Here is a 13,480-nt window from a genome sequence, read left to right as displayed (position 1 = left end):
GACGAGGTTAAACGGGGATAGACGGCATTATACTTTGTCTAAAAACATTATATAAATTTATAATATGTGTTTCAATAGAGGGTCATCTTTGCGGAGCCCTCGATGTCCACCTTCGTGTCCGACCCAGCCCTTCAGTCACCTGAACCGAACGTCGAGCCGTTTTTCGACCCCGTCACGGCCACGGTCACCTACGTCGTCCATGCGGGGCGCGATACGGCCTGCGCGATCGTCGACCCGGTGCTCGACTACGATCCCAAATCGGGCCGAACCTCCACGGAATCGGCCGAGCGCGTGATCGCATTCGTGCGCGAATACGGCCTGCGCGTCGAGTGGCTGCTGGAAACGCACGCGCACGCCGATCATCTTTCGGCGGCGCCGTATCTGAAGGCGCAACTGGGCGGGCGCATCGCCATTGGCGAGCATATTCGCGCCGTGCAGGGCGTGTTTCGCGCGGTGTTCAATCTGGGCGAGACACTCAGCCCGGACGGTAGCCAGTTCGACGTGCTCTTCAAGGACGGCGAGACGTTCCAGGTCGGCGCCCTCGCGGCGCGCGCGCTGCACGTGCCCGGCCACACGCCTGCCGACCTCGCGTACCAGATCGGCAACGCCGTGTTCGTGGGCGACACGCTCTTCATGCCCGACGTCGGCTCGGCGCGCTGCGACTTCCCGGGCGGCGACGCGCACACGCTTTACCGCTCGGCGCGCAAGCTGCTCGACCTGCCGGGCGACACGCGCCTTTTCATGTGCCACGACTATCCGCCTGCTTCGCGCGGCCCCTGCTTCGAGACCACGGTGAGCGCCCAGCGCAGCGGCAACATTCACCTGAACGAGACCGTGAGCGAGGAAGCGTTCGTGCAGATGCGCACCGCGCGCGACCGCACGCTCGCGATGCCGAACCTGATCCTGCCGTCGATTCAGGTGAACATCCGCGCGGGCCGCATGCCGGAGCCCGAAGCCAACGGCGTGCGCTACCTGAAGATTCCGATCGACGCGCTTTGAACCGTTGTGGCACCCGTTGTGCAATGCGCTTCAGGGAAGGTGGGGGAAACCGTCGTTGATCGCGCGCTGCACGCGCACGTCGCGGTTTAGTTTGCGTCTTCGTTGACCGGAACGTCGCCGGCCGGTTCCTGGTCGGCAGCCGTGACTCGATGGCTTGCGCCGGCAAGCCGGGATCTGCGCAACCGGATGATCGGCACCGCGTGCAACAGACGACGCGCGTGTCGATGCAGCGGCCAGTCGACGAACTGATAGAGCGCGGCGCCCATCGCCGTAGCCACGATCATGGTGAGCGCCACCCCGAGCGGCGCAGTCGCGTCAAAGCCGTCAATCGCGTCCGGCAACAGTTTTCGCGCCGCTTCAACGCAGTAGGGATGGCTCAGATAGATGGCATAACTCGCGTTGCCAATGAATATCGCGGCGCGAGTCAGTGGGCCCGAGCCCATTGCCGATTCCAGGTTCAGCGTGCTGACAATCAGCACGAAAGCCGGAAGGCCGTAATAGAGCAATGGTCCGTTGGAAAGGTCGTGCCAGTTGATATAGGCCATCCATCCATAGGCGGCGACGGCCATGCTTCCTGCAAGCGGCAACTTGATCTGGACTCCGAATTTCCAGAGCTGGTAGGCCATGAAGCCGAGCGGGAACTCGAACATCCGCTGATTCGTATAGAACGCGGCAAACACGCCGTGCGAGTGCGATGCCTTCGCCGCGCAAAAGATCGCAAGGATCAGCAAAGACGTGCACAGCAGGCGGTGACGGCGCACCAGCATCAGCGAGACCGCCGCGGCCGCGTAAAACAGCATTTCATAATTCAGCGTCCAGCCGACGAACAACATCGGGAATATCTGGCCGCTTTCCTTGCGATAGGGAATGAAAAAGAGCGACTTCAGCAGATTGCCGAGGTCCGCCGTGGTCGAATTCAACAACTCAGGCGCAATGAGTGCCCCGGCGAATACGCCAAACGTCAACACCCAATACAGCGGCACGATGCGCGCAATGCGATCCGCGAGGAAACGCTGTGTGGTCAATTCGGGGTTGTCCAGCACGAGGGCAATGACGAAGCCGCTTATCACGAAGAAAATGTCGACACCAAATTCACCGAATGTGTGTGCGGTCGGCGACATGATGTGAAAGAAAATGACCGTTGTGGCTGCAACGGCACGCAGCACGGTAAGGGACTTTAGCTTTTGCATGGTGGATGCGCGGTCTGCGCGTTCGCCAACGGCGGCCTGAGCGGGATGTGCTGCGTTTGATCGCGGCTATTCTGACATCGCGGAAAGGTATGCGAATGCGTAGTTTTGTGTCCGACCGTACAGAACCCAGCAATTAGTTAAAGAGTTACCTTGTCCGAAATTCGAAAGTCTCTGTCCGCACAACCGGGCGGCGACAAACTACATTGACTCTCAGTTCGATACCGCTTTCGCGCAAGCCGTAGCGCGAAACCTGACTACACGGAGTCCCGCCATGAAAGCCATCCAGTTCAAGACTTTTGGCAAGCCCGACGTGCTCGAGTTCGTCGATCTGCCAACGCCCGTGCCCGGCGCCGGAAGTGCGCTCGTGCAGGTGCGCGCCGCCTCGATCAACCCGAGCGACGTGAAGAACGTCTCCGGCCATTTCGAGCACACGGTGCCGCCGCGGGTGCCCGGGCGCGACTTCAGCGGCGTGGTGGTGGCAGGCCCCGACGAGTGGCTCGGCGCCGAGGTCTGGGGCACGGGCGGCGACATCGGCTTCACGCGCGACGGCACGCATGCCGAGTTCATCGAGGTACCCGTGGCCGCGCTCGCGCGCAAGCCCGCGGCGCTCTCGCACGCGCAGGCCGCGTCGATCGGCGTGAACTTCGTCGTGGCGTGGCTTGGCACTGTCGATTACGCGCGTCTGGCCGAGGGCGAAACGATCGCCGTGATCGGTGTGTCGGGCGGCGTGGGCGGTGCGGTCACGCAGATCGCCAAGGCGCGCGGCGCGCGCGTGATTGGCGTGGGCCGCGAAGCGCCGCTGGCAGGTTCGCCGGCCGCGCGTCTCATCGACGCCTTCGTGCCGATGAACGAGCACACCGCCGAGCGCATACGCGAGCTGACGGGGGGCGCCGGCGCGGACGTGGTCTACGACGCCGTGGGCGGCGTGGCGTTCGAACTGGCGCTCGCGCTTGCGAAGCGGCGCGGCCGCGTGGTCGAGATCAGCGCCACGGGCAAGCGGCGCGTGGAGTTCGACCTCATCGACTTCTATCACAACGAGACGCAACTGCTCGGCGCCGATAGCGCGAAGCTCGGCGTGGCCGAATCCGCGCCGCTCATGCGCGCGATTGCCGAAGCGTTTGATGCGGGCCAGTTCGAGCCGCCCGTCGTGGCCGCGCACTTTCCGCTCGAGAGGGCGCGCGAAGCCTACGAGGCGGTCGCCGCCGGCACGCATGGGCGTGTCGTGATCGACATCGCGTGAACGAACCGGAGATGAGGATGAAGGGCTATCTGGTGTCGTTCGCGGTCGGCGCGCTCGCGGGGCTGCTGTACAACGTGCTGCAGGTGAAATCGCCCGCGCCGCCGACCATCGCGCTCGTCGGACTGCTCGGCATGCTGGCGGGCGAAAACGCCATCGGCCTCGTGCGCGCGTGCGTCGCGCATCTCGCGGGGTGAGCGGGCACTCCTCGCCCACCGCGACGGATTTTGATCCGCGCGTCCTTTTGTGCGGATCGGCTAGCTCACGCCCCGGCGCGCACGAGCCGCTCGGGCAGGCGTGCGCGTAGCGCGCGCGCGTCTAGCGCCGCGAGATCCTTGTCGAGTTCGAGCGTGACGAGGCTGCGCGTTTGGGCGTCGATTGCCTTGCGCAACGCGCCGAGGAACGCGGGCGGCGCCGCGAGCACGAGCGTGCCGTAGCGCGCGTCGTTGCGGGCCTTCGTGAGCGTCGTCGCGATTTCCGCCGCGAACACGGTGGCTTCGTGATCGTGCTGGCTAGTGTCGGGATCGGTCGCGCTGCGGCCAAAGCCGACGCGATCGGTGGTGCGCCCCGGCTTGTCGGTCACGAGGTTCTCATCCGACATGCGGCCTTGCAGATGGAGCAGCGTCTCGACCTCGTCGATGGCGCCCAGCGGGCTTTCTGTGGCGAAAATACGCGCGGTCACACGGTTGGCGACGACAACCCAGATCGTTTTCGACATGTTCGACTCCCTGCCATGGCGCCCGGCGCATGCGGCCGCCGGGCGGTTGAGTGGACTCGCGCCACGCGGCGTGAACACCAAGGGTAGCGCGCTTCGGGCCGCATGGGGCGGGAAGTGCCGCAGCACTTGCGTGCATGCCGCTGGCGTTCTCGCGGGGCGCGAAGCGTCGGGACAGCCAGCCGCGTGCCCGATGGTTTCCTGGCCTTCCAGAATTCGGGAGGATGATTCTCACCGCAGGACGATTATCTTTTCTGACGGAAGAAACTAGTCTTTAGACTCCGCAGCGCGCTGCAAAGGAGTCTGCCATGAGCCCGAACGCCGATCGCATCCATCACTACCCGAGCGACGTGGCCTTCACGCCGACGGTCAAGGCGATGCAGGAGCGCCTGGGCTCACGCGAACTCTATGCGCGTGTGGAGCGCGACCACGCTTGGGGCGTTGCGCTCACGCCCGAGATCCAGGCGTTCATCGGCGCACAGACGAGTGTGTTTCTTGGCACCGCGAATACCGATGGGCAACCGTACATCCAGCATCGCGGCGGCCCGGCGGGTTTTCTGCACGTGATCGACGAGCACACCATCGCATTCGCCGATTTCATCGGCAACCAGCAATACATCACGCTCGGCAACCTCGCCGATAACCCGAAGGCGCATCTGTTCGTGATCGACTACGCGCGGCGGCGGCGCGTGAAGATCTGGGGCCGGGCGCGCGTGGTGGAGGACGAGAAGCTGCTCGCGGAACTGATGCCCGCAGGCTACAAGGCGCGCGCCGAGCGGGTGATCGTGTTCACGGTGCAGGCGTGGGACATGAACTGCCCGCAGCACATTCCCCGCCGCTTCGACGCGGCTGACGTGCAGTCGGCGTTGGACGAGCGCGAGACGCGCATTCGCGAGCTGGAAGAGGCTGCGACGCAACGCGAAGCGCGCGTGCGCGAGCTCGAGGCGGAGGTCGCGCGGCTGCGCGAGGGCGCGGCGGCTTGAGGCAACGCCCGCGCCACAGTCAACCCACAACTCGGCTTACTTGGCCTTTTCCGCCGAGTTGGTGATGGCCTGACCGCCCTTGGAAAGGTCTTCGCCCGCGCCTGCGATGGTGTTGCAAGCGGCAAGCGTCACGGCGAACAGTGCAAGCGCAAACGCGAAATAACGGCTCATATCGGCTCTCCCTCAATCGAAAAGGCGTCGAACAGGCGTCGACTAGACGTCGAATCGAAGCGGCGGCGGGCATGAGGCATGCGCGCCGCCGTTCTTTTTATTCTACGCGCGAAGCGGGGCCACATGCGCCGAGGCTGCGCGGCGGAGTGCACACGACATCAAGCCGCTTTCAGCGCTTGTGCGTCCTGCGTACGACGAGCCACTTGGGCGAGCGAAACCGCACGATGCTCACATAGAGCCACACGTAGGTCAGCGCAAACAGCACGACGAAGCAGAACAGGTGCACCGTGTGGCGCCAGAACAGCGTGGCCGGAATCACGGCGATCAGGCAAAGCAGCCACAGGTAGGGCGAAGTGAGCGAATTGCGCCGCGTGAGTTCGCGCGCGTTGTGCGCGCCCACCACCCAGCGCATGAGGCGCTTGTAGACGAGCATGTGCAGGTGCACGCCGTCGGGAATGCCGGGCGACATGCCGCGCACGAACTTCTTCCGGTAGATCGAGAAGCAGGTCTCGAAGATCGGATACATGAAGAGCAGCACCGGATACCACGCCGACACGTCGCGGTTGCGCATGACGAGCAGGATCGACAGCTCGGCGAGCATGAAGCCGATGAAGTACGCGCCGCCGTCGCCAAGGAAGATCAGGCCCGCCGGGAAATTCCACATGAAGAAGCCCAGCACCGCGCCCATCATGATGAACGACGCGGAGAGCACGACGGGGTCGTGCACCTGGAAGGCCACGTAGGCGAGCGAGGCGAACATCATGAACGCGACCATCGAGGCGAGGCCGTTGAAGCCGTCGATGATGTTGATCGCGTTGGCGAGCGCCGCGACCGCGAGCACGGTGATGACGAAGGAAATCGCCGCGTAGGAGAGCAGGAAGTCGAGCGGCGGCACGCTGATGCGCGTGACCGCGATACCGAGAAACCAGAACGCGAGCGCGGCGGCGGCCATCGTGCAGAGGAGGCGCGCAAGCGGCGAGACGCGCTTGGTCAGGTCTTCGATTAGCCCCGAGGCGAACGCGGGCAGCCCGCACGCGACGATGCCGAGTATGCCGCCCGAGACGGCCGGATAGGCCCCGTGCAACTGCGCGGCCGCCACGATGAGCCCCGCGAGGATGCCCGTTCCGCCGATGCGGGGCACGGGCCGCACGTGAAATTTCTGCACGCCCACGAGATCGGAATCGACGGAGAACCTTTCATGCAGATGCGCGTAACGCACGATCAGCAGCGTGACCAGCAATGAAACGAGAAAGCCGAGGGCAAAACTGAGCATGAAAGGAAACCGCGACCGGAAGGAGGAATGCGCGATTATACAAAGGCGGACACGCCGCTCGCCCGAAGCGCATCTGGGCGACGGCGCGCGTGCGTTCCGCTCACGACAACGCGTTGACGGGCAGCGTGCTCAGGTTCCCGGCGTGTTAGCCGGCGTGATCTCGAGCAGGATGACGTGGTCGGGCACGTTCACGGTGAGTTGGCGCAGGTCGCGATGGCTTTCGATCGGCTGCGCCGAAGCGAGCGGATCATACAGGTCGACACGCTTGGCTTTTCCGCCAAAATCGACATCGACGCGCGCGGCTGGGCTAGCGAGTGGTGTTCCCGTCTCCCGGTTCCAGATGAGCGTTTCATTCCAGAGCACCAGCACGAAGCGTCCGTCCTTCTTCTGCAGCAGCAGGCTGTTTGCCGATGCCGGCATATCCGAAAGCGTATACGCGAGCGTGCTGCGCGCCGCCGCGTTCGCGCGTCGCGCCGTGTTGGCGTTCAGGATCGACGTGAGATTGCGAATGGCGTAGGCCACCGGCTTGGGGCTGTTGTCGTTGCGAAAGAGCCCGTAATGCATTTCGTCGTTCTTGCGCGTCGGATCGGGTTTCTCGTCGAGCAGTTCATAAACGTAGAGCCGTTTCACGCCCGCCGCCGCCGCGTCCATATAACCGTTGAGGACGCCCTTGGCCTGCGTCGGCTCGTCGACGCCGAGCATGTACCAGCCCGCCTGGGGCAAAGAGAAGTAGCCGAACTCGGTAATGACGAGCGGCAACTGAAATCTTTGGCCCAGGTGAATGGCGGCAAGCATCCACTTGTCGCCGTTCGCGTTCCAGAGGGGCTGTTCGCCGTTTTGGGGGTAGACGTGCTGATTCGCGTAGTCGGCTGAATTCGCGCGCGTCTCGACCGACTTGGGCTCGAAACCGGTCGCATCGTATACGGGCACCCCTTTAAGCGCAGGCATGCCGTGTACGCGTGCGTAGAGGTCGCGCTGCACGGCGAGCCCGGCTGCGGCGCCGGTAAGCCCCTGGTAAGCGACCGGAAAGTTGTTGAGCTCGTTGGGGCCTTCGATGGCTGCGACGCTGCCGGGGATCTCGGTATTCAACGTCGCCACTTGCCCGATCTGCTTCTCGAAATCCGCGCCCATCAGGAAGTTGAATTTCACGCCGCGCTGCGCGAGATAGACGTAGCTCGAGAACGGGATGGAGGAGCCGGGTGCGTAATCGCGGACGTGGTGGATGCCGAGCCATGCCATGTCGTCGGCGACATTGTGGACGTTGACGTACGCACCGTCGGTGTAGCTGACGTGGGTCACGACCGCGAGCGTCTGGAGGAAGTCCTCGGCTGGCATTGCCTGCACAGCGTCACTCGCTTGCACCGCCGATGCGCATGCGAGCGCGCACAGACCCGCAGCGAGGCTTTGGGCGATACGCGTGCCGGGCCGCGCGCGCCGTTTTGCCAGGTTGTGTTGTCGCTCACGCTGTGAGGCGGCTCGTCTGGCGAGCAGGATAGGGCTGAGTACCAGGAGATGCTTCACGGCGTATTCCTCGCGTGGGGCGACTGCCGGTTCTGCGCGTTGCCACTTGCCGGCGTCTCGATGATTCTGCCCCTGTTGGAGCGGCATTCACGGCCCATTCTGATGCGCAGTTGCCGACTTTGTGTGTGCGACGGCGAACGGATAGGCATTGCGCGAAAGATTAAATTCGTATGACAGTGCATACATTCCGTAATCAATAAGGAATCCTTCATATCAATTGCCCTGCTTCGGGCGCATCTGCGAACGGGCTGCGATGGCGGGACAAAAGTCCCGATTCCACGCACCTTCACACTCCCGCGAAGGACGTCGCCTTTGCGTTATGTGCGAGAGCGCACATAACGCGAAGCTCGCAGGCGCCTCGCCATAGGGCTCCCGCGCGGCGCGGACGGCGAGCCGGCGACGATCTCGGACAGTTGGTGGGATTGCGCACGGATTGCTCGTTGCTCACACCGTAATGTGTTGTCGTGGCTGTCGGGCGGACAGCGAATGCATGGACCGCTCGGGGCATGAGGTCCGTGTGTCCGCACCTGCGGACGAACGCGCCGGACACAAACGTCTGACGAACACGACACGCTTTGGGGCAGGGACATGTCTGAGTTAACGCAACGGGCAGAACTTACGCAACGTACGGTCGATATCGTGCTGCCACGTACGGTCGATGTCGTGCTGATCGTGCTGGGCGCCATATGCGCCGTACACCTGAATCTAAATTCCGCACAGGTGGCCGCGGTGCATCACCCCGATCCCACGCTGGTGGCGTTTTGCGCGGCGCTCGCCCTCTCGGTCTTTCCCGCCTGCGGGACCTATGGCACACGCGGCAGCCGGTCGCTTTTTAGCGTCGCCGGCCGCACGGCGTTCGCGTGGCTGGCAGTGCAGCTTTGCGGTCTCGTGCTGCTTTATGCGATTCATCACGATCATCTGCTGGCGTTGCCGTGGTTCATGTATTGGACATTGACGACGGGTATTTCTCTGCTGCTGTCGCACACACTGTTCTTTTCGGAATTCAGCGTGCTGCGATTGACGCGTGAATGGTGGCGCCGGGAAGCGCTCGAGGTCGGTACGCGCGACACGGTTCGCAACGCCGTCATTGGGCACGCCTTGAAACGCGTCTTTGACATCGTGGCGGCGGTGAGTGCGATCGTCCTGCTCTCGCCGCTGCTCGCCGTGCTCGCGCTGCTGGTCAAGCGCGACGGCGGTCCGGCGATATACGGCCATACGCGCGTAGGGCGCCGTGGCAAGAAGTTCCGCTGTCTCAAGTTCCGCTCGATGGTGGTGAATTCGGAGCAGGTGCTCAAGGATCTGCTCGAGCGTGATCCCGAAGCGCGCGCCGAATGGGAACGTGAATTCAAGCTGAAGCACGACGTGCGCGTAACGCGGATCGGCCACTTCCTGCGCCGCTCGAGCCTCGATGAACTGCCGCAGCTCTGGAACGTCCTGCGCGGCCAGATGAGTTTTGTCGGCCCGCGCCCGATCATCGATCAGGAGCTGGAGCGCTATGGCGAGGCGAGAAAGTACTACCTGATGGCCACGCCGGGTATCACAGGCCTGTGGCAGGTGAGTGGGCGCAACGATATCGACTACGCAACGCGCGTTTTGCTCGACGTTTCCTATGTGGAGAACTGGACCTTCCGGAAGGACATCGGGATTCTGTTCAAGACGTTTTTCGTGGTGATCCGCGGTAACGGCGCGTATTGAGTCGCGAACCGGAGTTGAAAAAGCAGAGCTGCAAACGTGTTGGCGCGAGACGCGGTTGAGATATCAGGTATCCGGGTCACACGGCATGACCCGGAACGCGTGTAATGGATTGGGGGTGTTGCGATGGGACTGAACGCGATGAACTGGATCGGGACTGCGCACGCGCGTGTCGTGCGGGAATTCGGGCTGGCGGGCGCACTGCGCCGGGGAGCGGCGTGTGCCGTTTGTCTGGCGCTCACGGCGTTGAGCGGCTGTGCTCTGGCGCCGGGCATGACTTACAGTTCCGGGGCGGGCGGCGCCGGGGCGAACACGAGCGCCGGGGCGAAAACGGCCGGCGCGGGATCTGGCGCGGCGGTGCCAGATAGTTTGGTGGCCAAGGGTGTCGCCGGTGCGCCATCTGGCACGCTCGTCGAGATCACGCGGGACCTGGTGGACAAGGAAGCGGCGGAGCGACCCAAGAGCATCCCCGAGGACGTGCAGAAGATGTTTGCCAAGGCCGCTCCGTATGAAATCGGCCCCGGCGATATTCTCACCGTCGTGGTGTGGGATCACCCGGAGCTCAACCTGCCCGGAGGAGCAGGCGCTGGCGACGCTCCATCGGGAGCTAGTTCGGTTGCGTCCGGTTACACCGTCGATACCAACGGCTTTATTCAGTATGCCTATATTGGTCCGCTGAAAGTCGCCGGCCTTTCGGAAATGGGCGTGCGCGACATCCTCGCGGAGAAGCTTGCGAAATACGTCCGTCAGCCGCAGATCACCGTGCGCATCGAGACCTACCGCAGCAAGCGCGTGTATCTCGACGGCGAGGTCAAGACTCCGGGCGTGCAGGTGCTCAACGACCGCCCGATGACGTTGCCCGAGGCGATCAACCGGGCCGGTGGTTTCACGAGCAATGCCGACCGGTCGCATGTGTCCGTGACACGTGGAGATGCCACCGTGGATATCGATATGCCGGCGATGATCCGCAAGGGATTCAATCCCGACCGGATCATCCTGCACGATGGTGACCTCGTGCGGATCTTTGCACAGACGGACAGCAAGGTTTTTGTAGTCGGCGAGGTCGAGCGTCCTGGCGGCGTGATGTTCAACAACGGACGGATGTCGCTGAACGAGGCGCTTGGCAACGCGGGAGGGATCAACCAGTCATCGGGCGATGCATCGCAGGTGTATGTCGTGCGTGGACGCGATACCAGCCAGCCGGTCGTGTTCCATCTCGACGCGAGCAGCGCTTCTGCAATGGCCACGGCCGACTCGTTCGAGCTTAAGCCCAACGACGTCGTGTTCGTGGATACATCTGCTCTCGTGAAGTGGAGTCGGGTCATCAGCCTGATTTTGCCAACGACGCAGGCCGCGGCGGCGAGCCGTGCGATTGGATACTGATGCGCAAATGAAAGATATAAACCACACGAACCGCGTCGGTCGACCTGTTAGATTTCGGGGAAACACGATGAACAACCGCGACTATCTGCTCGAAGGGCCTGCGGAGACGATCATGCCGATCGCCCCCGACGGCGGCCATATGGGCAATATGCTGGACACCCTTTACGCGGGCCGCAAGACGATCCTGATCGTTACGCTGATCTTTACGCTTTTCGGCACCCTCTATGCGGTACTGGCGTCCCCTGTCTACCAATCGGACATGCTCATTCAGGTGGAAGAGAGCCCGAACGGGGCAAAGTCGGCGCTGGCCGATCTTTCCTCCCAGTTCGCGGTCAAGACCCAGGCATCGGCGGAAATGGAGGTATTGCGTTCGCGGATGGTCGTGTCGTCCGCCGTGGATGCGACCAAGCTCTATATCAAGGCAACGCCACGCTATTTCCCCGTGGTGGGCCGCTGGGCTGCGCGACATCTGAGCCTCGGCAACTGGTCGGGATGGGGCGGTTACGCCTGGGGCGACGAGGCGATCGAGGTAACGCAATTCGACGTGCCGACGCGCCTGCAAGGCAGACCGTTTGTCTTGACCTACCGGGGCGACGGGGCTTACACGCTCGAGGGTGGCGGCATCACGCTCGAAGGAAAAGTGGGAGAGGCGTTACACGCACCGACGGTGGGCGGCGCAATCGACCTCGTCGTCGGCCGGATCGATGGGCAGCCGGGCACGATCTTCAACGTGATGCGCCTGTCCGAACTGAGCGCCATTCAGGGGCTGCAGACGGCAATCGCCATTACGGAAAAGGGCAAGGAATCCGATGTCATCGGTGTTGCGCTGGACGGTGAAGACCCGGTACTCACCAGCACCATTCTCAATGCGATCGGCAACGAATACATCCGGCAGAACGCTCAGCGCACGCAGGAAGAAGCGGAAAAGCAGATTGCCTTCCTCGACCGGCAGCTGCCTCTGCTCAAGGCGCAGCTCGAGAAAGCCGAGAATGAGTTCAACACGTTCCGCTCGGCGCACGGGGCCGTCAATCTGGATGCCGAAGCTTCGGCACTGTTGCAGAGTTCGGCGCTGGCGCAGCAGCGTATCGCCGATCTGCAACAGCAACGCGCGCAGGCGATGGCGCGTTTCACCGACGACAACCCGGCTCTCGTCGCCATCAACGGGCAACTGTCCGAAGCGCAGAAGTCGCTGGAACACCTGGCTGGCCAGACCCGCGCGCTGCCGCCGGTGGAGCAGGAGGTCGTGCGCCTGCAGCGGGAAGTCACCGTCGATACGAACATCTACACGAATCTCTTGAACAATCGCGAGCAGTTGCGTCTGATCAAGGCAGGGCGCGTGTCGAATGTGCGCATGATCGACGCCGCCGTGCCGCCTGAGGGACCGATTCGGCCGAAGCGCGCAATTATCGTGGTCGCGGCCGTGTTTACCGGATTGTTTGCCGGCGCCGCGCTCGTGCTGCTGCGTCAGAGGCTCAACCGCGGCGTCTCTGTCGTGGACGAGATCGAAGCGGGCACCGGGCTGGCAGTCTTCGCGGCCGTACCGCGCAGTCGGATTCAGCAGTCGATGGCGCGTCGTTTGCCGTACGGCGCGCCGGGCGCGAACACGGTGCTCGCGCACACGGCCGTATTCGACCCGGCGGTCGAGAGCCTGCGCAGCTTCCGCACTGCGCTCGAACATTCGCTGGAGGACGCAGCCAATCGTGTCGTGCTGCTGGCGGGGCCGACACCCATGGTCGGCAAGTCGTTCGTCTCAGTCAATCTGGCGGCCGTATTCGGTGCGTCGGGCAAGCGTGTGCTTCTGGTCGACGCGGATCTGCGGCGCGGCTCGCTGAACCAGCATATGGCGGTGCCGAGTATGCCCGGCGTCACCAACATCTTCGACCAATGCCAAAGCTATGACCAGGTGGTGCACAGCGAGGTAATGCCGGGCGTCGACTTCGTCGCGACCGGTGGTTATGTGACCAACGCCAGCGAGCTGCTGCAAAAGGATGCCTTCAGGAACTTCGTGGCCTGGGCCAATTCGACGTATGAACTGGTGTTGATCGACGCGCCGCCGATTCTGCCGGTGGCCGACGCCGGGATCATCGGGAAACTGGCGGGTACCGTGTTCGTGATCGCGCGCCAGGGCGCGACGAGCGTGACGGATCTGCGCGAGTCCGTGCGTCGCTTCGAACAGGTTGGCGTGCCAATTCGCGGCGTGATCTTCAATGACCTGACATCGCGTCCGGGGCGCTATGGCGACGAATATGCCGCGTACGGCTATACGAGCTACGGCTTTGCCAAGGATACGGGGAGTAGTGCAAAGGCGGAGTAGCC

At 63.4% G+C, this 13,480-nt stretch carries 12 protein-coding genes; 7 read left to right on the top strand and 5 right to left on the bottom strand.

The features are described from left to right. The first annotated feature begins 102 nt into the window (after positions 1-102). Positions 103-999, top strand: a complete 897-nt coding sequence (locus VSR72_RS10150; RefSeq protein ID WP_342952245.1) for an MBL fold metallo-hydrolase — start codon at positions 103-105, stop codon at positions 997-999. 86 nt (positions 1,000-1,085) lie between these two features. On the opposite strand, the gene VSR72_RS10145 is transcribed toward VSR72_RS10150, so the two are convergent. Next, the gene (locus tag VSR72_RS10145) at positions 1,086-2,189 is read right to left on the bottom strand and encodes an acyltransferase (protein WP_342952244.1); all 1,104 of its coding nucleotides are present in this window, start codon (positions 2,187-2,189) and stop codon (positions 1,086-1,088) included. 271 nt (positions 2,190-2,460) lie between these two features. On the opposite strand from VSR72_RS10145, the gene VSR72_RS10140 reads away from it, so the two are divergent. After that, a complete protein-coding gene (locus VSR72_RS10140; protein WP_342952243.1) occupies positions 2,461-3,429 on the top strand; it encodes a zinc-binding alcohol dehydrogenase family protein in 969 nt (322 codons plus the stop codon). A 17-nt stretch (positions 3,430-3,446) separates the two neighbouring features. Next, a complete protein-coding gene (locus VSR72_RS10135; protein WP_158757103.1) occupies positions 3,447-3,623 on the top strand; it encodes a DUF1427 family protein in 177 nt (58 codons plus the stop codon). 65 nt (positions 3,624-3,688) lie between these two features. Here VSR72_RS10135 and VSR72_RS10130 read toward each other — a convergent pair whose 3' ends face one another. Beyond that, the gene (locus tag VSR72_RS10130) at positions 3,689-4,144 is read right to left on the bottom strand and encodes a host attachment protein (RefSeq protein ID WP_342952242.1); all 456 of its coding nucleotides are present in this window, start codon (positions 4,142-4,144) and stop codon (positions 3,689-3,691) included. A 305-nt stretch (positions 4,145-4,449) separates the two neighbouring features. Here VSR72_RS10130 and VSR72_RS10125 point away from each other — a divergent pair, with 305 nt between their 5' ends. Continuing rightward, positions 4,450-5,124, top strand: a complete 675-nt coding sequence (locus VSR72_RS10125; RefSeq protein WP_342952241.1) for a pyridoxamine 5'-phosphate oxidase family protein — start codon at positions 4,450-4,452, stop codon at positions 5,122-5,124. Positions 5,125-5,160: 36 nt separating this feature from the next. On the opposite strand, the gene VSR72_RS10120 is transcribed toward VSR72_RS10125, so the two are convergent. From VSR72_RS10120 to VSR72_RS10110, 3 genes are all read right to left on the bottom strand, one after another. Further along, positions 5,161-5,295, bottom strand: coding sequence for an entericidin A/B family lipoprotein (locus tag VSR72_RS10120; protein WP_342952240.1), 135 nt, complete (start codon positions 5,293-5,295; stop codon positions 5,161-5,163). A 169-nt stretch (positions 5,296-5,464) separates the two neighbouring features. Further along, positions 5,465-6,568, bottom strand: a complete 1,104-nt coding sequence (locus tag VSR72_RS10115) for a glycosyltransferase (protein ID WP_342952239.1) — start codon at positions 6,566-6,568, stop codon at positions 5,465-5,467. Positions 6,569-6,697: 129 nt separating this feature from the next. Beyond that, entirely contained in the window at positions 6,698-8,089 is a 1,392-nt protein-coding gene (locus tag VSR72_RS10110; RefSeq protein WP_342952238.1) for a calcium-binding protein, read from the bottom strand. 588 nt (positions 8,090-8,677) lie between these two features. Between VSR72_RS10110 and VSR72_RS10105 the strand changes: the two genes are divergently transcribed. The 3 genes from VSR72_RS10105 to VSR72_RS10095 all read left to right on the top strand — a co-directional run bounded on the left by VSR72_RS10105 (position 8,678) and on the right by VSR72_RS10095 (position 13,478). Next, positions 8,678-9,784, top strand: a complete 1,107-nt coding sequence (locus VSR72_RS10105; RefSeq protein ID WP_342952237.1) for a sugar transferase — start codon at positions 8,678-8,680, stop codon at positions 9,782-9,784. Between the two features lie 123 nt (positions 9,785-9,907). Then, positions 9,908-11,164, top strand: coding sequence for a polysaccharide biosynthesis/export family protein (locus VSR72_RS10100; protein WP_342952236.1), 1,257 nt, complete (start codon positions 9,908-9,910; stop codon positions 11,162-11,164). Between the two features lie 67 nt (positions 11,165-11,231). Beyond that, positions 11,232-13,478 (top strand): GNVR domain-containing protein, encoded by a 2,247-nt coding sequence (locus VSR72_RS10095; RefSeq protein ID WP_342952235.1) that lies wholly within the window; start codon positions 11,232-11,234, stop codon positions 13,476-13,478. The last annotated feature ends 2 nt before the right edge of the window (positions 13,479-13,480 follow it).

It is taken from the genome of Paraburkholderia sp. JHI869 (assembly GCF_038900775.1).
Taxonomy (GTDB): Bacteria; Pseudomonadota; Gammaproteobacteria; order Burkholderiales; family Burkholderiaceae; genus Paraburkholderia.
This window is presented reverse-complemented; position numbering and strand designations above follow the sequence as displayed.